We start from the raw sequence: 19,696 nt of genomic DNA, 5'->3' as shown, positions 1-19,696 counted from the left end.
CGGATTCCGGTGCTGGTCATGGTGCTCGCGCTGCTCGTGCTGTCCTCGGCGGGCGTGGGCGCGGCCGCCGAGCAGCCGAGTGTGAAGCTGTCCAAGTCGCAGGCGGGGACCGGGGGTTCGATCACCGTCACCGGGGACGGCTGGCGGGCGCGGGCACTGCTGATGATCCTGATCTGCGGGCAGTCCGTGCCGTCGCGGGGCGTGGTCGGCGGCACCAACTCCTGTGCCAACGCGGACGGTCGGGCCGTGACCACCGACGCCGAGGGACGCTTCAGCCGGAAACTGCCGGTCGCCGAGCCGCCGGTGCCGTGTCCGTGCGTGGTGCACGTGGCGACGGTGCAGGGGGCGAAGGCGGAGGCCGACGCGATCTTCCAGGTCGCCGGGCACGCGGTCGAACCGCTGCCCGCCGAGCCGTCGGGCGGTCGTCTCTCGGTGCTCACCGACACCCGGCTGGACGGGTCGAGCGGGCTGCTGACCTGGTTCGGGGCGCCGCCCGCGCGCACCCTGGTCTTCACCGTCGGCAACGTCGGTACGTCCGCCGTCAAGAACCCCGTCTTCCAAGTCGGCACCTCCCACGGCGTGTTCGCCCCGCAGTGGCAGGAACAGCAGTGGCGCGGCACGATCCAGCCCGGCCGCAAGGCGCGGATCGAGCTGCCCGTCGAGCTCACGGGCGGCGCCCACGGCGACTACACGGTGTCGCTGAAGTACGGCGGGAAGGTTCTCGCCGAGCAGCCCTGGGGCGTGGGGCGGCCCTGGGGCGTGACCCTGTTCTGGGTCCTGGTCTGCCTGGTCGTGCCGGCCGCGCTGTTCCGCGCCGGGATGGCGGTGGTGGACCACGTACGGCCGCGGCGCGCGGGCGGCCTGCGCGGCGGCCGGCGCGGGCTGCGGATGCCCGAACTCGCCCTGCGGCTCCCGGGGTTGCCGGGGCTGCCGGGGCTGAAGTCCGCCTCGGCCCAGCCGCCCCCCTCCGCTTCGACCCTGCCGTGGTTCACCCCGGACGCGGATCCGGGGACGGCCGGTCGGCTCTCCGCACCGCACGACGACAACCCGACGAGTCCTGCGACTCCCACCAGGAAGGGACCCCCGTGAGCATGCGAAGGAGAGCCACACCGGCCGGCGTACCCGGCGTACCCGGCGTATGTGGTGTACGTGGCCTACGAAGAGTGGGGGCGGGGGCGGCGGGCGTCGCCCTGGTGCTCGGCGTCGCCGCCGTGCCCGCCCAGGCCGCCGAGGTGGCGTACGCGACCCGGTGTGTGCCGCCCGCGGCCGCCGGGCTGCCCCCGGTCGACGGCACCACCAAGGTCGAGGTCAGCGCGCCGGCCACGGCGAAGGTCGGCGACGAGGTCGAGGTGGGGTGGAAGTTCGTGCAGGCCGCCTCGAAGAACCCCGACCTGATCGACCTGCCCGCGAACTCCGTCCAGCCGTCCGGCACCCTCAAGGCGGCCGGTGCGCAGACCGCCGACGTCGCGATGCAGGGGCCGCGTGAGAACCCCGCCATCCCCAAGGGCGGCGACATGGTGCTGTCCGACATGAAGGGCACGCTGAAGCTGACGGCGCCGGGGGAGGTGACACTGACGCCGGACGCGTACGACATCAACGTCATGTCGACGGACACCAAGTGCGCGCCCACGGGGGCCGTGCAGCCGGCGGCGACCATCAACGTGACGGCGGGGGACGGAACCTCGACGCCGACGGAGTCCCCTGACCCGACGGACAGCGCGACCGCGACCCCGACGGCCACACCCAGCGCGTCCGCCACCGAAAGCCAGGGCACGGACACGGGCGGATCCGGGTCCGGCGGCGGTGGGGGTGACGGCCGGACCGACTTCACCGGCAAGGAGGTCAAGGTGCCGTACGCCTGCAAGACGCCCATCGGGGACAAGGACGCGACCTCGCCGGTGCAGATCAACGCCAAGAAGAATGGCGGGAGTTATGACCTCACCGTCCAGTTCAAGGGCTCGGTGATGGACAGCCCGGCCGACATCCCCAAGGACTCCGTCAAGCCGTCGATGGAGGTGGCCGTGGGCGGCGCCGACCAGGGCACGGTGCACGTGGAAGGCCCCACGAACGCCGAGGACATCAAGTCCGGTGACCCGATGGAGATCCCGGACCTGACGGGCACCTACAAACCGGGCACCACCGGCGAGTCCACCCTCTCCCCGGGCGTCCTCACGATCAACGCCCTCGGCACGACCACGACCTGCACCCCCACGAAGTCGGAGGTCTCCCTCACCCTGGACACCACCGAGCAGGCGAGCGGCGCGGCGGGCGGTTCGGCGGCATCCGGCAGCGCGGGCGGCTCGTCGACGAGCGGCGGCCTCGCCGAGACCGGCGCCGAGGACGACGGCGCCCTCAAGGCCCTGGCCCTGGTCGCCGGTACGGCGGTCCTGCTGGGCGGCGCGGTGTTCACGTTCCTGCCGGGGAGGCGGCGCTTGCGGTAGCGGTCGCGCGCCCCTGCCAGGCCGCACGGGAAGGGCACCCCAGCGCGAGGTGCCCTTCCCGTGCGGCAGGTCTCAGCGGACGCTGCCCATCAGCTCCTTGACCTTGCCCCGGTACATCCAGACCGCGACGCCGGCGACCACGGCGAGGGTGGCCTCCAGGGCCACGACGCCGGTCTTGTTGAGGTCGACGCCGGCGATGGAGAGCAGGCCCGTCGTGGCGTCGCCCGCGGTGACGGCGAGGAACCAGACGCCCATCATCTGGGAGGCGTACTTGGCGGGGGCCATCTTCGTCGTGACCGACAGGCCCACCGGGGAGAGCAGGAGCTCGCCCACGGTCTGCACGAAGTAGATCGCCACCAGCCACAGCGCGGCCGCCTTGTGACCGCCCTCGGCGATCGACAGCGGGGCCAGGAAGAGGAAGAAGGACGCGCCGACCAGCACCAGGCCGGAGGAGAACTTCACGATCGTGCTGGGCTCCTTGCCGCGCCGGTTCAGCGCGAGCCAGAACCAGGCGAAGACGGGGGCCAGCGCCATGATCAGCACCGGGTTGACCGACTGGTACCAGGAGACCGGGAAGTCCCAGCCGAGGACGGAGTTCTCGGCGGAGGAGTCGGCGAAGATCGACAGGGTCGAGCCGCCCTGGTCGTAGATCATCCAGAACACGGCCGCGGCCACGAAGAACCAGATGTACGCGGACATCGACTTCTGCTCGGTGCGGTCCAGGTCCTTGTCGCGCTTGATGCGGGTCAGGACCATCACCGGGATGATCACGCCGAGCAGGGTCAGCGGGACCAGGATCCAGTTCAGCGTGTAGTGGCCGGTGAAGCCGACGATCGCGTAGAAGACGACGGCGATGCCGGCCCAGACCGCGGCCTTGCGCAGCGTCGAGGACTTCTCCTCGGCGGACAGCGGCGTCGGGACGACGCTGGAGCGCTCCGCGAGGTGGCGGCTGCCGATCAGGAACTGGGCGAGGCCCAGCGCCATGCCGAGCGCGGCGAGCGCGAAGCCGAAGTGCCAGTTGACGTTCTCGCCGATGGTGCCGATGATCAGCGGCGCCGCGAAGGCGCCGAGGTTGATGCCCATGTAGAAGACGGTGAAGCCGCCGTCGCGGCGCGGGTCGTCCGGGCCGGAGTACAGGTGGCCGACCATCGTCGAGATGTTGGCCTTCAGCAGACCCGAGCCGATCGCGACCAGACCGAGGCCGGCGTAGAACGTCCCGGAGGACGGCAGGGCCAGCGTGAGGTGGCCGAGCATGATGACCGCGCCGGCGACGGCGACGGTCTTGCGCGGACCCCAGACGCGGTCGCCGAACCAGCCGCCCGGCATGGCGAGCAGGTACACCAGCGACACGTACACGGAGTAGATCGCGGTCGCCGTCGCCGCGCTGAGGTGCAGGCCGCCCGGGGCGACGAGGTACAGCGGGAGGAGGGCCCTCATGCCGTAGTAGGAGAAGCGCTCCCACATCTCGGTCATGAAGAGAGTGGCCAGTCCGCGGGGGTGGCCGAAGAAGGCGGTCTCGGAACCGGGGGTGCCCGGAGTCACCGAGTCCTTCGTCAGGCTGGACGCCATGGTCGTTCCTTGCTGCTCGGGACGCGCCCGGAGTGGGGTGGGGGGCACACACAAAAGAGACCTTCAGCGTCAAATCCTCGCCAAAGGTCCCCGCGGTGCTACAGGCGCTCATTCACCATACGGCAGGACACCGCATGAAATGGAAGGACTTGAGACCCGAATCACAGGCGGCAGAGGAACCGTACACACCCTTTCGAAGGTCCTTACGCGGTTCGCATCCCACACACACAGGTTCGTGCCAGTACGCCCAAAGGTAAGAATCACTCACCGCCGATCACACCCCAGCACTGGTCACGGGCGGACTACCATCACCTCATGACCCGTGTACTGCTCGCCGAGGACGACGCGTCCATCTCGGAGCCGCTGGCCCGCGCCCTGCGCCGGGAAGGCTACGAGGTAGAGGTGCGCGAGGACGGCCCCACCGCGCTCGACGCCGGCACCCAGGGCGGCATCGACCTCGTCGTGCTCGACCTCGGGCTGCCCGGTATGGACGGCCTGGAGGTGGCGCGCCGGCTGCGCGCCGAAGGCCTCGCCGTCCCGATCCTCATCCTGACCGCGCGCGCGGACGAGGTGGACACCGTCGTCGGTCTCGACGCGGGCGCCGACGACTACGTCACCAAGCCCTTCCGGCTCGCCGAACTGCTCGCCCGGGTGCGGGCGCTGCTGCGGCGCGGCGCGGCGGAGCCGTCGCAGCCGCCGGCCACGCACGGCGTGCGGATCGACGTCGAGTCGCACCGGGCATGGATGGGCGAGGAGGAACTGCAGCTCACCGCCAAGGAGTTCGACCTGCTGCGGGTGCTGGTGCGGGACGCCGGGCGGGTCGTCACCCGGGACCAGCTGATGCGCGAGGTGTGGGACACGACCTGGTGGTCGTCCACCAAGACGCTCGACATGCACATCTCCTGGCTGCGCAAGAAGCTCGGCGACGACGCGGCGAACCCTCGGTACATCGCGACCGTGCGCGGCGTCGGCTTCCGCTTCGAGAAGAGTTGAACCCGCACCGGCCCGGCAGGGCCGCCAGGCAGCCCCGGCAGCCCCGGCAGCCCCGGCAGCCCCGGCAGCCCCGGCAGCACCGGCAGACGTCGAACAGGTAAGAGAACATGCGTCGCCGTCTGATCCAGTCCACCCTCGCCGTGGTGCTCGTGGTCATCGCCGTCTTCGGGGTGTCCCTCGTCATCGTCGAGACCCGCACCATCAGCAGCAGCGCCCAGGAACGGGTGGACCTGGAGGCGGCCCGGGTGGCCAGCATCGTGGACAGCCGGCTCCTCGGGACCGGCACCGTCGACGCGGAGGTCCTGAAGGACCAGGTCGCCAGGGACCGCTTCGCCGTGATCCGGATCCCGGGAGAGGCACCCATCGAGGTCGGCACCAAGCCGACCGGTGACGTCATCCGCGGCGAGGCCCAGGGCGAGCGGGGCGAGACCGTCGTCGTCCAGGAGCCGCGCTCCTCGGTGACCCGCGAGGTCGGCCGTACGCTGCTGATCATCGGGCTGGTGGCGCTGCTCGCGGTGATCGCCGCGGTACTGCTCGCGATCCGGCAGGCCAACAGGCTCTCCTCCCCGCTCACCGACCTCGCCGAGACCGCCGAACGCCTCGGCTCGGGCGACCCACGGCCCCGGCACAAGCGGTACGGCGTCCCCGAGCTGGACCGGGTCGCCGACGTCCTGGACTCCTCCGCCGAGCGCATCGCCCGCATGCTGACGGCCGAACGCCGGCTCGCCGCCGACGCCTCCCACCAGCTGCGGACACCGCTGACCGCGCTGTCCATGCGCCTGGAGGAGATCACCCTCACCGACGATCCGGACACGGTGAAGGAGGAGGCCAATGTCGCGCTCACCCAGGTGGAACGCCTCACGGACGTGGTGGAGCGGCTGCTGACGAACTCCCGCGACCCGCGCACCGGCTCCGCCGTCACCTTCGACCTCGACGAGGTCATCCAGCAGCAGCTCGCCGAGTGGCGCCCCGCCTACCGCGGCGTGGGCCGGGCGATCGTGAGCTCCGGCAAGCGTCAACTGACGGCGGTCGGTACGCCGGGGGCGGTCGCGCAGGTGCTGGCCGCGCTGATCGAGAACTCCCTCATGCACGGCGGCGGCACCGTCGCGCTGCGTACCCGTGTCACCGGCAACCAGGCCGTCATCGAGGTCACCGACGAGGGACCGGGCGTCCCCGCCGACCTGGGCGCCCGCATCTTCGAGCGCGCGATCAGCGGCCGCAACTCCACGGGCATCGGCCTGGCGGTCGCCCGGGACCTCGCGGAGGCCGACGGCGGCCGCCTGGAGATGCTCCAGACCCAGCCGCCGGTGTTCGCTCTGTTCCTGTCGCGTACGCCGGTGAAGAAGGCGTCGGCGGAGGGCGAGGAGCCTACGGTCCGTTGAACCCCTTCTAAGGCACGCGCTGCTGCGGGCGCGGCTTCTTCGCCGCCGTGGCCAGGATCGACTCCGCGTCGGCCACCGTTTCCTTGGCCGGAAGCGTGCGGAACACCCACGTGCGGTACGACCAGAAGCGGAAGAGCGTGGCTATGCCGATGCCGACGAACTTGAAGATGTTGCTCTGCAGGGAGCTGTCCCAGCCGAAGCCGTAGGTCGCCGCGTAGAGCAGGCCGTTCTCGATGACCAGCCCGACCAGGCTGAACAGTAGGAAGAGGGTGAGTTCCTTGGTGCGGCCGGTCTTGTCGCGGTCGCGGTAGGTGAAGTAGCGGAACCCTATGTAGTTGAAGACGATCGCCACGACCGTCGCGATGACACTGGCCCGCACGACCTGGAGGTCGGTGGTGTGCCGGACCAGGTTGAACACGAGGAGATTGACCAGGACTCCCGCCCCGCCCACCGCACCGAACTTGGCGGCCTCGCGCAACAGCCGGTCGACGCGCTGCCGCGCCGCGCTGCGGGGTGCCGGGGGCGCCGTACGAGACGCCGAGGAACCACTTTCCATGGCCGTCCAGGCCCCCGTCCGTCGGATTCGTCAACCCAGCCATGCTAACCACCCCCCGTTCGTGATCGCCCGTGCATGGACTCACAGCCAGGCAAAGGAACGGCCGGGGGACGGTGAAATCAGCCACTGTGGCGTGCCCGATACCCTAGGGACGTGACGTTCCCGGTAGTCGGCATGGTCGGCGGGGGTCAGCTCGCTCGTATGACACACGAGGCAGGCATCCCGCTCGGCATCCGTTTCAAGCTCCTCAGTGACACTCCCCAGGATTCCGCGGCGCAGGTCGTGAGCGATGTCGTCATCGGCGACTATCGCGACCTCAAGACGCTGCGCGCGTTCGCGCGGGGCTGTGACGTGATCACCTTCGATCACGAGCACGTCCCCACCGAGCACCTCAGAGCCCTGGAGGCGGACGGCATCCCCGTCCGCCCGGGCCCCGACGCGCTCGTGCACGCCCAGGACAAGGGTGTGATGCGCGCGAAGCTCGACGCGATCGGGGTGCCGTGTCCACGGCACCGGATCGTGAGCGACCCCGCGGACGTGGCCGCCTTCGCGGCGGAGGGCGACGGCTTCCCCGTCGTCCTCAAGACCGTCCGCGGCGGCTACGACGGCAAGGGCGTGTGGGTCGTCGACAACGCGGCGGAGGCCGAGGAGCCGTTCCGCGCGGGCGTTGCCGTGCTCGCCGAGGAGAAGGTCGACTTCGTACGGGAGCTGGCCGCGAACGTCGTGCGGTCGCCGCACGGCCAGGCCGTCGCCTACCCGGTCGTCGAGTCCCAGCAGGTGAACGGCGTCTGCGACACCGTCATCGCGCCCGCTCCCGACCTCGACCAGGCACTGGCCCTGCGCGCCGAGGAGATGGCGCTGCGGATCGCCAAGGAACTGGACGTCGTCGGCCACCTCGCCGTCGAGCTGTTCCAGACCCGCGACGGTCGCATCCTCGTCAACGAGCTCGCCATGCGCCCCCACAACTCCGGCCACTGGTCGATGGACGGCGCGATCACGTCCCAGTTCGCCAACCACGTCCGGGCCGTCCTCGATCTCCCGCTCGGCGACCCGCGCCCGCGCGCCAGGTGGACGGTCATGGTCAACGTCCTCGGCGGCGACTACCCGGACATGTACTCCGCGTACCTGCACTGCATGGCCCGCGACCCCGGGCTGAAGATCCACATGTACGGCAAGGACGTGAAGCCCGGCCGCAAGGTCGGCCACGTCAACACCTACGGCGACGACCTCGACGACGTGCTGGAGCGCGCCCGTCACGCTGCCGGCTATCTGAGAGGCACGATCACCGAATGAGCCCGGTAGTAGGCATCGTCATGGGTTCGGACTCCGACTGGCCCGTCATGGAGGCCGCCGCCCAGGCCCTCGACGAGTTCGAGATCGACTACGAGGTCGACGTCGTCTCCGCGCACCGCATGCCGCGCGAGATGGTGGCGTACGGCGAGCAGGCCGCCGAGCGCGGACTGAAGGTGATCATCGCGGGGGCCGGCGGCGCCGCCCACCTCCCGGGCATGCTCGCCTCGGTCACCCCGCTGCCGGTGATCGGCGTGCCGGTGCCGCTGAAGTACCTCGACGGCATGGACTCGCTGCTGTCGATCGTGCAGATGCCGGCCGGGGTCCCGGTCGCGACGGTCTCGGTCGCCGGCGCCCGCAACGCGGGCCTGCTGGCGGCCCGGATCCTGGCCACCTCCGACGAGGAACTCCTTGGCCGGATGCGGGACTTCCAGCAGGAACTGAACGACCAGGCCACCGAGAAGGGCAAGCGACTGCGCACCAAGGTCGACGGATCGGGCAACGGCTTCGGCTTCGGGAAGTGACGGCCATGACCTCCCCCTCGCTGGCGGAAGCCCGGGAGCTGCTGCGGGAGTTCCCCGTCGTCGACGGGCACAACGACCTGCCCTGGGCGCTGCGCGAACAGGTTCGCTACGACCTCGACGCCCGCGACCTCGCCGGCCACCAGAACGCCCACCTGCACACCGACATCCCCCGCCTGCGCGAGGGCGGGGTCGGCGCGCAGTACTGGTCGGTGTACGTCCGCTCGGACCTGCCCGACGCGGTCCCGGCGACGCTGGAACAGATCGACTGCGTACGGCAGTTGCTCGCCCGTCACCCGCAGGATCTGCGGCAGGCTCTGACGGCCGCGGACATGGAGGCGGCGCGCGCGGAAGGCCGTATCGCCTCGCTGATGGGGGCGGAGGGCGGCCATTCCATCGCCAACTCCCTGGGCACGCTGCGGGGGTTGTACGCCCTCGGCGTCCGGTACCTGACCCTCACCCACAACGACAACGTGGCGTGGGCGGACTCCGCGACCGACGAACCGGGCGTCGGCGGGCTGTCGGCCTTCGGCCGCGAGGTCGTGCGGGAGATGAACCGGGAGGGCATGCTGGTCGACCTCTCGCACGTGGCGGCGACGACCATGCGGGACGCGCTGGACACCAGCTCGGCCCCGGTGATCTTCTCCCACTCCTCGTCGCGGGCCGTCTGCGACCATCCGCGCAACATCCCGGACGACGTCCTGGAGCGGCTGCCGGCCAACGGCGGCATGGCGATGGTGACGTTCGTGCCGAAGTTCGTGCTCCAGGCCGCCGTCGACTGGACCGCCGCGGCCGACGAGAACATGCGCGCCCACGGCTTCCACCACCTCGCCACCACCGCCGAGGCGATGAAGGTGCACCGCGCCTTCGAGGAGCGCACCCCGCGTCCGGTCGCGACGGTCTCGACGGTGGCCGACCACCTGGACCACATGCGCGAGGTCGCGGGCATCGACCACCTGGGCATCGGCGGCGACTACGACGGCACCGCCTTCACCCCGGACGGCCTGAACGACGTCTCCGGCTATCCGAACCTCATCGCCGAACTGCTCGACCGCGGCTGGTCGACGTCCGACCTGGCCAAGCTGACCTGGCAGAACGCGGTACGGGTGCTGGGCGCGGCGGAGGACGTGGCGCGGGACCTCCAGGCCACGCGGGGGCCGTCCTGCGCGACGATCGAGTCGCTCGACGGCTGATGCCGGGCGGCAGCTCAGCCGCGCGCCATCGTGTAGCCGAGGCCGCGCACGGTCCGGATCAGTGACTGGTCGTGGTCGCCCAGCTTGCGGCGCAGGTAGTAGACGTACGTCTCGACGGTCCCGGTGCGGAACGGCGCTCCCCAGACCCGTTCCAGAATCTGCTTCTTCGTGACGACCTGGCCCGCGTTGTCCAGCAGGTAGCCGAGCAGCGCGAACTCCCGGGTCGAGAGCTCGATCCGGGCCCCGGCCCGCCAGACCTCGCGGCGCGCCGCGTCCACCGCGAGGTCCCCGTGGCGCAGCAGCCGGCTCTCGTCGGCCCGGTCGCGGGTGAGCAGTTCCTGGACACACGCCATCACTTCGGTGAGCTCGAACGGTTTGGTGACGTGCTCGTCCGCGTCCGTCAGCACGCCTCGCACCTGCTCCGCGGCCGCGCTGTCGTCGCGGGCGGACAGGAACAGCACGGGCGTGTGGACGCCGGCGGCCCGCAGTCCGTCGTACGTCTCGACGCCGTCGCCGTCCGGCAGGGCCATGTCCAGGACGATCAGGTCGGGCCGTACGGAGCGGCCGACGGGTATCGCGAACCGGCCGCGGTTGGCCGCGTACACCTCGAATCCGCGTTCGCCGAGCGCTGTCATCAGGGGGCGGACACCTGGGTCGGCGTCCACAACAAGGAGGCGGACCGGTTTTTGAACCTTCACGTACTGAAGGACGAAGATTCATGGCCAAAGGTGCCCGGGCCCATACCCCGAACGCCCCGCCCACCAGGAAGGCCCTCCGGCTCCGTGCGACGGTGACCGTACTGCGATCAGGACGGAGCCCGCCATGGCAGACCTCCAGGACGACCTGCACACCGCCACAGAGCTCGGCGAGCTCGACGACCTGCCGGAGTCCCTCCCCGAGCCGCTCCCGGAGTCCGTCCCGGCGGAGCCGTACGCCCCCGTCGCCGACCCCGGCACCTCCCCGCTGGAGCGGGCCCACGCGATCCTCGGCGTGCACCCCGTCGCCGACGGCTACAACGGGCTGCCCTGGGCGCTGCGCCACCTGCCCTGGTACGACCTGGAGCTCGGCGAGAGCGCCGTCGACACGGACGTGCCGCGGCTGCGCGAGGGCCATGTCGGCGCGCTGCTGTGGTCGCTGCACCTGCCCGAGGGCCTCGACGGCGACCGGGCCGTCGGCGCCACCCTGGAACAGCTCGACCTGGTCAAGACGGTCGTGCGCGCCTACCCCGAGGGCCTGCGCCTCGCCTACACCGCCGGGCAGATCACCGACGTACGCCACTGCGGCCGCGTCTCCGTGCTGCTCGGCCCCGCCGGAGCGGCCGCCCTCGGCGACTCCCTCGGCATCCTGCGTTCCCTGCACGCCCTGGGTCTGCGCGCCCTCACCCTGACCGGCGCGACCTGGGCGAGCGAGGCCGGGCTCACCCGGTTCGGCGAGGAGGTGCTGCGCGAGATGAACCGCCTCGGCGTCGTCGCCGACCTCTCCGGCGCCTCCGCGGACACCGTCCGCCGCGTCTTCGCGGTGTCCAAGGCGCCTGCCCTGTGCACCCGTTCCGCCGCCCGGGCCCTGCGCCCGCACCCGGCCAACCTCCCCGACGACCTGCTCGCCGAGCTGGGCGAGGCCAAGGGGCTGTGCATGGTGCCGCTGACCGCCGAGCAGACCGGCCCGACCGTCCGGGACGTCGCCGACCACCTCGACCACGTGCGCCGGGTCGCGGGCGCGGAGTGCGTGGGCGTGTCCGGCACCTTCGACGCCGGCACCGCCCACCCGCAGGAGCTCGGCGACGCCTCCTGCTACCCGCACCTCATCGCCGAACTCCTGCGCCGCGGCTGGCCCGAGGCCGACATCGCCCTGCTGACCTGGGGAAACGTCCAGCGCGTCCTGCGCAGCGCCGACTTCACCGCCCGCGCGGCCCAGCTGCGCCGGGAGCCGTCGACGGCGAAGATCGCCGACCTGGACGGCTGACGGCGCCCGCCCCGAGGGACCTACAGCGGGTCGATCCGGCAGAGGCAGAAGGGGTGGCCCGCCGGGTCGGCGTACACCCGGAAGTCCTTCTTCTCGTAGTCCTCCCGGTCCAGCACCCGCGCCCCCAGCGCCAGTACCTTCTCCTCGGCGATGTCGATCTCCTCCCAGGTGGTCCCGCCGTCGAAGTCGACATGGAACTGCTGGGAGTTGCGGTCCGCGCGCGGCCACTCCGGCGGGGTGAAGCCGGGTGCCCGCTGGAAGGCGAGCCGCGGCCCGTCCGGGATCCGCAGGACGACCCAGTCGTCGTCCTCGGCCTCCGGCGTGCCGCCGCCGACCTGGGCGTAGAAGGCGGCGAGCGCGTGCGGGTCGGGGCAGTCGATCACGACGGAACGGAAGCGGGCCACGGGTGTCACGGGTGCCATGGGGTCCTCCCGGCTCGACATGCGGTCAGCGGGCGACGGTCGATGGGGCGATCGGCAGACGACGGTCAACGGGGGCGATCAGCAGGCGCAGGGACAGAACGGGTGCCCCGCCGGGTCCGCGTAAACCCGGAAGGTCCGCGTGCGGTCCTCCGTGTCCAGCGGCTTCGCGCCCAGCGCCAGCACCTCCTTCTCGGCCGCGTCCAGGTCAGGCACGTCCAGATCCAGATGGAACTGCTGCGAGTGGTCGGGCGCGGGCCACTTCGGCGGTACGTACCCGGGAGCGGCCTGGAAGGCCAGGGCCTGCCCGTCGGACAGCTTCAGGTCCACCCACTCTCCCTGGCCCTCCACGGTGCCGCCGAGCACGGCGGCGTAGAAGCCGGCGAGGGCGTTCGGGTCGGGACAGTCCAGGACGACGACACCCAGCTTGGCGAGAGCCATGACTTCCTCCTCGAAGTCGGAGTCACCCCTTTGGGGGTTACCTGTAGAGCAGGGTAACCAGTAACGGTTACCGCATGCATCCCTATTGGCGGTAACGTCGCAGGCGTGAGTGAGAGATCCCCCGCGCCCGGGGGCCTGGCCCTGATCCAGTCCCTGGTCAACACGCTGGACATCGAGTCGGGCGTCGACTCGCTGGGCGGGGCGGAATTCGGGTTGAGGGAGGACGAACTCCCGGCTGCCCGCGAACTGCGCGAGTCCCTGCGCGCGACCTTGCTCGCCCACGCGGGCCACCCGCCGCACCGCACGGTGACCCCGCTGGGCGAGCTGCTCGCGCGGGCGCCCGTGGTGGTGACGGTCGACGCGGGCGACGGCTCGGCGGCCCTCGCCCCGGCGGACGAGGGCCCGCTGCTCTCCCGGGTCGCGGCGGCCGTCGCCCAGGCCCTCGTCGAGGGCACCTGGACCCGGCTGAAGGCCTGCGAGGCCGTCGACTGCCACTGGGCGTACTACGACCGCAGCCCGGCCGGACGCGGCCGCTGGTGCTCGATGCAGGTGTGCGGCGCCCGCGTGAAGATGCGCCGCTACCGGGCGAAGGACTGACCTACACCTACGTCTACGCCTACACCTACGTCTACGCCTCCGCCTCCGCCTCCGTCTCCTCGGTCCTGTGGTGCGCCGCCGACCGGGACCCGACCACCAGCAGACACAGCACGGCGACCCCGGCGACGATGCCGGCCAGCACCAGCAGGGGGTCGAGCGGACGGACCGACGAGGCGGCGGTCTGGGGCTGTGCCATCTGCCCCGGCTGCGGTGACTGCGGTACGGCCGCCCCGGGGGCGGCGGACGCCGACGGAGACGCCGGCATGCTCATCGTCGGCGCCTTGCTGCTCGCCGGCGTGCGGCCGGGCGAGGACGCCTGATGGTCCGCATGCCCGGTCGAGGAACCCGACGTACCGGAGGAGCCCGAGGTCCCGGAGGCGCCGGACGACGAGTCGGACGAGCCGGACGATCCCGAGTCCTCCGAGTGGTCGTGCGTGGGCGCGGCCGTCGTCGCCGGTGCCGCCGCCTTGACCGTGATCCCGGCCGTCATGTCCGGATGGACCGTGCAGTAGTAGCCGTAGGACCCGGCCGTGCCGAACGTGAAGCTCCAGCTCTCCCCCTTGTCGAGCATGGGGGAGTGGATCGAGACCGGGCCCGAGGTGGTCTTCACGTCGTGCGGTGCCGTGTCCTGGTTGGTCCAGGTGACCGTGGACCCGACGGGGACGGACAGGTTCGCGGGCGAGAAGGCGTACCCCTTCATCGCCACGCTGTACGAGGCCGCCGAGGCCTGCTGGGCAGGGAGCAGCGGCAGGGCGAGGAGGGCGAGGACGGCGGACGCGGCGGCACTGCGGGCCGTCCGCCGGGTCATGCGCCGGGCCGCCCTCACGCGAACTCCGCCGCGACGAGCAGCCGTAGCCGGGTGGCCGGGATGCGCCACGGCAGCCGGAACCCGGTGGCGCGGCGCAGCAGCCGGTACGGCAGCCGGGCGGCGCCCACCACGAGCAGCCGGTCGTCGGCCCGCTCGACCACGCGCAGCCGCAGCAGGACGGGGAAGGCGACGCCGTTCAGGTCGAGGTCGCCGGAGAGCTGGAGACGGCCGTGGGACTCGTGCACGCGCTCGGAGGTGAGCGCGGCTTCGAGGCTAGGGTCGTCGAACTCGAAGCGGAAGCGGGGGTGTTCGGCTTCGGCGAGGAGGGTCTGCGCGTCGGTGTCGGACCGGGGGTCGGACACGGTGAGGGACGCCCCGGCGAGGGTGATACGGCGGCGCCGGGTCGGCAACGGGCCGTACCAGGCGGTGAGTTCGGCGAGCGAACGGCCGGGGGCGACCGAGTACCGGCCGGGCAGGGGCAGCAACCGGCCGGTGCCGGTGCGTGAGTCCGGCGGGGGAGGGACGGTGGGCAGGGTGACGGTCGTCATCCCGGACTCCTTGGAAGCGGTTCCCGAAGCGTGGCGAAGGTGTGGAGAATGGGGAGGGCGCCGCTCCGGCCGGCTGAGCCCCGGCCGGAGCGGCGTCCCCGTTGTCGCGGATCGCGTCAGCAGTTGTTGCTGACGTAGTCCGTGGTGGGAGCGAGCAGCTGCCCGGCCCAGACGGTGTGCATCTTCACGTAGCTGTCGACGTCGAGCAGATCGGTGATCTGCTGTCCGAGCGACTCCTCCAGATGCGCCTTGTTGATGTGGTTCAGCAGCACGCTGAGCGTGCTGTCGAGCACCGAACCGCCGTCGGCGATGGCCGGCTTGAGGATGCTCTCGATCCACACCGTGTGCATCTTGATGTACGAGTCGAGCGCGAGAGCGTCCTGCACCTGCTCACCCGGCGACCGCTCCAGGTGCGCCGCGTAGAGGTGCTGGAGGATCGGCATCAGCACGTTCTGGACGCTGGCGCACTGCTCGTCGTCACCGGAGCCGCCACCGGTGCCGCCCGTGGGGGTCGGCGTGGCGGTCGGACCCGTGGTCGGAGTCGTGGTGGGCGTCGGAGTGGGAGTGGGGCCGCTCGTGGGCGGGGCCGTGGGGGTGGGGGTGGGCGTCGGCGTGGAGCCGCCTCCGCCGCCGGCCTCGACGACCTTCACCGACGCCACCATGTCCGGGTGCACCGCGCAGTAGTACTCGTACGTCCCCGCCTTGGTGAAGGTGTAGGACCACGAGTCGCCCTGCTCCAGCGTCCCGGAGTCGAACTTCACCGGGGCCTTGGTGGTCGTGACCGTGTGCGGCACGCTGTCGTGGTTGGTCCACTGGACCGTCTGGCCGACCTCGACGACGAGCTGCTTACCGTCGCCGAACTTGTTGCCCATGATGTCGACCTGATAGTCGGCCTTGGCGGCCGCAGCCGGCTGCGCCTCGGCGGCGGCAGCGGGCGCCTGAGCCGCGCCCGCGGCCTGCTCCGAGGAGCTCGTGGAGCCGGAGGCCGCGTTCAGCAGCCCGAGACTGAGTACGGCGGCCAGCGCCGCACCGAGCCCGGCGACCAGCAGGCCCCGGTTACCGGTCGGCGAACTGCGCCGCCGTTCACCGGTGTTGTTGCTCTCTTTCACTACAACTCCTTTGTGCATTGGGGGAGTTCAGCGGCCGGGGTCGGCCGTGACCAGCAGACTCGTCACGACGAGTACGACGAGGACGAGCCCCGTCTCGGCCGCAACCGAGTAACCGAAAGGCCGCACGGTCGCGGCGTCACCGCGCAGGAGCACGGCGAGATCAAGGCGCGTACGCACCCATTGGCGGCTGGCGTACGCGGCGAGGAGGACGGTCCCGAGGACGGCCGTCTTGAGGAGCAGGAGATGTCCGTACGAGCTGTGCAGCAGGGCGTCGTACGACCCCACCACCTGCCAGGCGAGCACCAGCCCCGCGGCGACGATGCCCGTGACGCTCACGGCCGCGAGCCGCGAGTAGCCCGGCACCACCGCGGCCAGCTCACCGGCCCGTCGGCGCGGCAGCACGGCCACCGTGAGCATGACCAGCCCGCCGATCCACAGCGCGGCACCGAGCAGATGGACGAAGTCGGCGACGGCACCCCAGGTGGGCTCGCTGCCCTCGGAGTTGTGGCCCGCCATACCGGTCGTCCGCAGCAGCCCGAAGGTCACCGCCAGGGCGCCCACCCGCCAGCCCGGGGAGCGGGAGGTGCCCGGCCCGCCCTGCATCAGCGCGCCCAGCACCACGGCCGCGAGCACCCACAGCAGACCGCGCGCGGCGAGCACCACGCCGGGCTCGGTGGCCAGCACGTCGGCGTACGTCTCCGGACGCAGCGCGTCCCGGAAGCCGCCGAGCGATGGGGGTCCCCCCGCGCGAGCGAAGTCGAGCGTGGGGGAGTACGCGCCCTGGAGGCCGACGGCGGCGACCGTCGACAGCAGGCCGCCGGTCCAGGCGAGCACGAGCAGCGCCCGGGCCCGCGGCTCGTGCGTGCCGCGCGGCCACAGCAGCGCGACGAAGGCCAGCCCGCCGACGAACAGCGCCAGCGACAGGTAGCCGGCCCAGCGGGCGGCGACGAGGCCCTTCCGCACCGAGGGGGAGGGTGCGGGAACGGGGGACGCGGCCTCGTCGCCGCTGGTCGTGGTGGCCGCGGCGGCCCCGCCGGAGCCGGTCGTGAAGGTGAGCCGGCCGGAGGAGGCGTGCCCGTCCTTCTCGTCGATCACCGACCAGACGACCGCGAGTTCACCGCCCACCGGGGCCGCGAGGGCGACCCGCACGCTGTCGGACCCGCCGCCCGGTGTGCGGGACACCGGGAGCCGGTTGCCGTCCATCGTCAGCACACGGACGTCGGCGAGGTCGACGGGCTCGTCGAAGGTGAGGGTGAGTCGGTCGGGGGCCTTGGCGAGCTCGGCGCCGTCCTTGGGGGAGGACGAGACCAGCCCGGTGTGGGCGGAGGCGGTCTGGGGCGCGCCGACGAGGGCGTACAGCAGCGGGGTGAGGACGAGCAGCAGCAGGGTGCGGCGGAGGTTCCGGGTCACGGCGTCGCCTCCGGCAGCGGGGAGGCGCTGATGCCGAGGAGCCCGGTGACGGAGACGGGGGCGAGCCCGACACAGGGGGAGGGCTGCGGTTCGGGCGTCTCCTCTGTGTCGCCGCCGTTCAGGAGGCCGAACACGGGCTCGGCGAGTCCGGTCAGGAGCGGCTGTACGAGGGTGACCTCGCCGTCCTCGCAGGTGTCGGCGTCGGGATCGGTCGGCGAGGGGGTGGGGGAGGTGGTGCCGGGGGCAGGGGTGGGCGAGGTCTCGTGACCGGGGTGGCCGGGGTCCCCCGTGCCGCCGGTGTGACCGCTGTGGTCGCCCTGGCCGCCGGTGCCGTAGCCGGTGTCCGCACCCGTGCCGCCGATTCCGCCGATTCCTCCGTACGACGGCAGCTCACCCGTGCCGGGGTCCTGCGCGCCGATGCCGCCGGAGCCGCCGGAGCTTCCCGGCGCGGCGGGGCTCGCCGGAGCGGTGGCCGCGGGCGGCGAGACCGGGGGAGCGGCGGCCTCGGCGGTGCCGGAGGGGGCGCCGATTCCCGAGGCGTACCCCAGCACGATGATCACCGCGCCGACGAGCGCGCCCGCCACCACTTCGTCGCGGTGGTCCCGTGGCCACTCCGCCCTACGGAACATGGGCATGTCTCACTCCTGGCATGGTCTGGTCAAAGCCGACGGAAGGTGTGGCGAATGACGACCAGTGGAGTGGAGCGTGGATTCCGCGTGACTACGCGTTTGTTAAACGGCCGTTGCCTACCTCTCTTTCGGGGGGTACCCGTTTGTGAGAACGGTCGATTCCGAATACTGCTCGAAAGGGAATCGAACTCGTGTTGATGATTTGGGGGACGGCAGGCATATGCCCGTCCCGGTCACCTTGCATGCCGTGCGGGACTTGGTTCGGGCGCAGCTCGACAAGGGGGCCGTACGCGAGGATTTCCGCGTACGGCCCCCTTGGGATCGCCGTAAATGCAACCGGGCCTTCACCGAATCCGCGAGAAATCCCGGAGTTCCGTCGAACCCGTCAGTAATTCATGGAACCAGCCTTCTGGGCCCCGAATTCCTTTCAGGCCGTCGGCCGCCCCATCGCCCGGTAACGCCACCCGGCCCGCCGCCACAGCTCCGGGTCGAGGGCGTTGCGCCCGTCCAGGATCACCCGGTCCGTGGCGACCTCGCCGAGCGCCGCCGGGTCCAGCTCGCGGAACTCGCGCCACTCGGTCAGGTGGAGGACGACGTCGGCGCCCCGTACGGCCTCGACCGCGGAGTCGGCGTACCCGAGGGTCGGGAAGAGCCGGCGGGCGTTGTCCATGCCCTTCGGGTCGTACACCGTCACCTGGCCGCCCTGGAGGTGGATCTGCCCGGCGACGTTCAGCGCGGGCGAGTCGCGGACGTCGTCCGAGTCGGGCTTGAAGGTGGCGCCGAGCACGGCGACCCGCTTGCCGAGGAAGGAACCGCCGCCCAGCACCTGCCGGGTCAGCTCCACCATCTGCCCGCGCTGGCGCATGTTGATCGAGTCGATCTCCCGCAGGAAGGTCAGCGCCTGGTCGGCACCCAGCTCTCCCGCCCGGGCCATGAACGCGCGGATGTCCTTGGGCAGACAGCCGCCCCCGAAGCCGATTCCGGCCCGCAGGAACTTCTTCCCGATCCGGTCGTCGTACCCGATGGCCTCGGCCAGCTTGGCCACATCCCCGTCCGCGGCCTCGCACACCTCCGCCATCGCGTTGATGAAGGAGATCTTGGTGGCCAGGAAGGAGTTCGCGGCCGTCTTCACCAGCTCGGCGGTCGGGAAGTCGGTGACCACGAAGGGCGTGCCCGCGGAGACAGGCGTCGCGTACACCTCGCGCAGCAGCTTCTCCGCCCGCTCGCTGCGCACGCCCACCACGATCCGGTCCGGCCGCAGTGTGTCCTGGACGGCGAAGCCCTCCCGCAGGAACTCCGGGTTCCAGGCCAGCTCGGCGTCCTCGCCGGCCGGGGAGTTCGCGGCGAGATAGCGGGCCAGCCGGTCGGCGGAGCCGACCGGGACGGTCGACTTGCCGACGACGAGCGCGGGAGCGGCCAGGTGCGGTGCGAGGGAGGCGATCGCGGATTCCACGTGCGACATGTCGGCGGCGTACTCGCCGTGCCGCTGCGGGGTGTTCACACAGACGAAGTGGATGTCACCGAACGCCGCCACCTCGGCGAAGTCCATGGTGAACCGCAGCCGCCCGCTCGACCCCTCGATCCCGGCGACGTGCTTGCGCAGCAGGTCCTCGAGCCCCGGCTCGTACATCGGGACCTCGCCCCGCTGGAGCATCTCGATCTTCTCCGGTACGACGTCCAGCCCCAGCACCTCGTACCCGAGCTCGGCCATGGCGGCGGCGTGCGTGGCGCCGAGGTAGCCGGTGCCGATCACGGTGATCTTGAGGCTCATGCGGTGCTCCCGGGGGACGACAGGGGGGTGCGTGAGGTGCGCGGGAAGAGCATAGTC

At 71.6% G+C, this 19,696-nt stretch carries 20 protein-coding genes; 9 read left to right on the top strand and 11 right to left on the bottom strand.

The window, feature by feature from the left end:
• Window positions 1-18: 18 nt before the first annotated feature.
• Together QFZ76_RS21575 and QFZ76_RS21570 are read left to right on the top strand one after the other, a co-directional pair.
• The gene (locus tag QFZ76_RS21575; protein WP_307680092.1) at window positions 19-1,089 is read left to right on the top strand and encodes a hypothetical protein; all 1,071 of its coding nucleotides are present in this window, start codon (window positions 19-21) and stop codon (window positions 1,087-1,089) included.
• Window positions 1,086-2,441, top strand: coding sequence for a hypothetical protein (locus tag QFZ76_RS21570; RefSeq protein ID WP_373464332.1), 1,356 nt, complete (start codon window positions 1,086-1,088; stop codon window positions 2,439-2,441). Before QFZ76_RS21575 ends, QFZ76_RS21570 begins: the two co-directional genes overlap by 4 nt.
• Before the next feature lie 72 nt (window positions 2,442-2,513).
• On the opposite strand, the gene QFZ76_RS21565 is transcribed toward QFZ76_RS21570, so the two are convergent.
• Complete coding sequence (locus QFZ76_RS21565) at window positions 2,514-4,010, bottom strand: oligopeptide:H+ symporter (protein WP_307675277.1); 1,497 nt, start codon at window positions 4,008-4,010, stop codon at window positions 2,514-2,516.
• 315 nt (window positions 4,011-4,325) lie between these two features.
• Between QFZ76_RS21565 and QFZ76_RS21560 the strand changes: the two genes are divergently transcribed.
• Both QFZ76_RS21560 and QFZ76_RS21555 read left to right on the top strand, forming a co-directional pair.
• A complete protein-coding gene (locus QFZ76_RS21560; protein ID WP_307675276.1) occupies window positions 4,326-5,003 on the top strand; it encodes a response regulator transcription factor in 678 nt (225 codons plus the stop codon).
• Window positions 5,004-5,110: 107 nt separating this feature from the next.
• Window positions 5,111-6,385: an ATP-binding protein gene (locus QFZ76_RS21555; protein WP_307675275.1), complete on the top strand. Its 1,275-nt coding sequence runs from the start codon at window positions 5,111-5,113 to the stop codon at window positions 6,383-6,385.
• A 7-nt stretch (window positions 6,386-6,392) separates the two neighbouring features.
• Here QFZ76_RS21555 and QFZ76_RS21550 read toward each other — a convergent pair whose 3' ends face one another.
• A complete protein-coding gene (locus QFZ76_RS21550; RefSeq protein ID WP_307675274.1) occupies window positions 6,393-6,941 on the bottom strand; it encodes a GtrA family protein in 549 nt (182 codons plus the stop codon).
• A gap of 153 nt (window positions 6,942-7,094) precedes the next feature.
• Here QFZ76_RS21550 and QFZ76_RS21545 point away from each other — a divergent pair, with 153 nt between their 5' ends.
• From QFZ76_RS21545 to QFZ76_RS21535, 3 genes are read left to right on the top strand one after another with little or no spacing between them, the layout of a single operon-like run.
• A complete protein-coding gene (locus tag QFZ76_RS21545; protein ID WP_307675273.1) occupies window positions 7,095-8,234 on the top strand; it encodes a 5-(carboxyamino)imidazole ribonucleotide synthase in 1,140 nt (379 codons plus the stop codon).
• Window positions 8,231-8,755, top strand: coding sequence for a 5-(carboxyamino)imidazole ribonucleotide mutase (purE, locus tag QFZ76_RS21540; protein WP_266438562.1), 525 nt, complete (start codon window positions 8,231-8,233; stop codon window positions 8,753-8,755). Before QFZ76_RS21545 ends, purE begins: the two co-directional genes overlap by 4 nt.
• A 5-nt stretch (window positions 8,756-8,760) precedes the next feature.
• Window positions 8,761-9,945, top strand: a complete 1,185-nt coding sequence (locus tag QFZ76_RS21535) for a dipeptidase (RefSeq protein WP_307675272.1) — start codon at window positions 8,761-8,763, stop codon at window positions 9,943-9,945.
• 14 nt (window positions 9,946-9,959) lie between these two features.
• On the opposite strand, the gene QFZ76_RS21530 is transcribed toward QFZ76_RS21535, so the two are convergent.
• Window positions 9,960-10,610 (bottom strand): response regulator transcription factor, encoded by a 651-nt coding sequence (locus QFZ76_RS21530; protein ID WP_307675271.1) that lies wholly within the window; start codon window positions 10,608-10,610, stop codon window positions 9,960-9,962.
• 157 nt (window positions 10,611-10,767) lie between these two features.
• Here QFZ76_RS21530 and QFZ76_RS21525 point away from each other — a divergent pair, with 157 nt between their 5' ends.
• On the top strand, window positions 10,768-11,907 hold the full coding sequence (locus tag QFZ76_RS21525) for a dipeptidase (protein WP_307675270.1): 1,140 nt from the start codon (window positions 10,768-10,770) through the stop codon (window positions 11,905-11,907).
• Between the two features lie 20 nt (window positions 11,908-11,927).
• Here QFZ76_RS21525 and QFZ76_RS21520 read toward each other — a convergent pair whose 3' ends face one another.
• On the bottom strand, window positions 11,928-12,329 hold the full coding sequence (locus tag QFZ76_RS21520) for a VOC family protein (protein ID WP_373464331.1): 402 nt from the start codon (window positions 12,327-12,329) through the stop codon (window positions 11,928-11,930).
• Between the two features lie 78 nt (window positions 12,330-12,407).
• A complete protein-coding gene (locus QFZ76_RS21515; RefSeq protein WP_307675269.1) occupies window positions 12,408-12,767 on the bottom strand; it encodes a VOC family protein in 360 nt (119 codons plus the stop codon).
• A gap of 105 nt (window positions 12,768-12,872) precedes the next feature.
• On the opposite strand from QFZ76_RS21515, the gene QFZ76_RS21510 reads away from it, so the two are divergent.
• Window positions 12,873-13,364 (top strand): CGNR zinc finger domain-containing protein, encoded by a 492-nt coding sequence (locus QFZ76_RS21510; protein ID WP_307675268.1) that lies wholly within the window; start codon window positions 12,873-12,875, stop codon window positions 13,362-13,364.
• A 31-nt stretch (window positions 13,365-13,395) separates the two neighbouring features.
• Here the strand turns inward: QFZ76_RS21510 and QFZ76_RS21505 are convergent, their stop codons facing one another.
• The 6 genes from QFZ76_RS21505 to QFZ76_RS21480 form a co-directional block, all read right to left on the bottom strand.
• Entirely contained in the window at window positions 13,396-14,172 is a 777-nt protein-coding gene (locus QFZ76_RS21505) for a cupredoxin family copper-binding protein (protein ID WP_307675267.1), read from the bottom strand.
• Window positions 14,173-14,186: 14 nt separating this feature from the next.
• Complete coding sequence (locus QFZ76_RS21500) at window positions 14,187-14,720, bottom strand: hypothetical protein (protein ID WP_307675266.1); 534 nt, start codon at window positions 14,718-14,720, stop codon at window positions 14,187-14,189.
• A 116-nt stretch (window positions 14,721-14,836) separates the two neighbouring features.
• Complete coding sequence (locus tag QFZ76_RS21495) at window positions 14,837-15,829, bottom strand: cupredoxin family copper-binding protein (RefSeq protein ID WP_307675265.1); 993 nt, start codon at window positions 15,827-15,829, stop codon at window positions 14,837-14,839.
• A gap of 27 nt (window positions 15,830-15,856) precedes the next feature.
• Window positions 15,857-17,239, bottom strand: coding sequence for a copper resistance CopC/CopD family protein (locus QFZ76_RS21490; protein WP_307675264.1), 1,383 nt, complete (start codon window positions 17,237-17,239; stop codon window positions 15,857-15,859).
• Window positions 17,236-17,874 (bottom strand): hypothetical protein, encoded by a 639-nt coding sequence (locus QFZ76_RS21485; RefSeq protein ID WP_307675263.1) that lies wholly within the window; start codon window positions 17,872-17,874, stop codon window positions 17,236-17,238. The genes QFZ76_RS21490 and QFZ76_RS21485 overlap by 4 nt, the downstream gene beginning before the upstream one ends.
• A 421-nt stretch (window positions 17,875-18,295) precedes the next feature.
• A complete protein-coding gene (locus tag QFZ76_RS21480; RefSeq protein WP_307675262.1) occupies window positions 18,296-19,639 on the bottom strand; it encodes a UDP-glucose/GDP-mannose dehydrogenase family protein in 1,344 nt (447 codons plus the stop codon).
• Window positions 19,640-19,696 lie beyond the last annotated feature (57 nt).

This window comes from Streptomyces sp. V4I2, from assembly GCF_030817655.1.
Classification (GTDB): Bacteria; Actinomycetota; Actinomycetes; order Streptomycetales; family Streptomycetaceae; genus Streptomyces; species Streptomyces plumbiresistens.
This window is presented reverse-complemented; position numbering and strand designations above follow the sequence as displayed.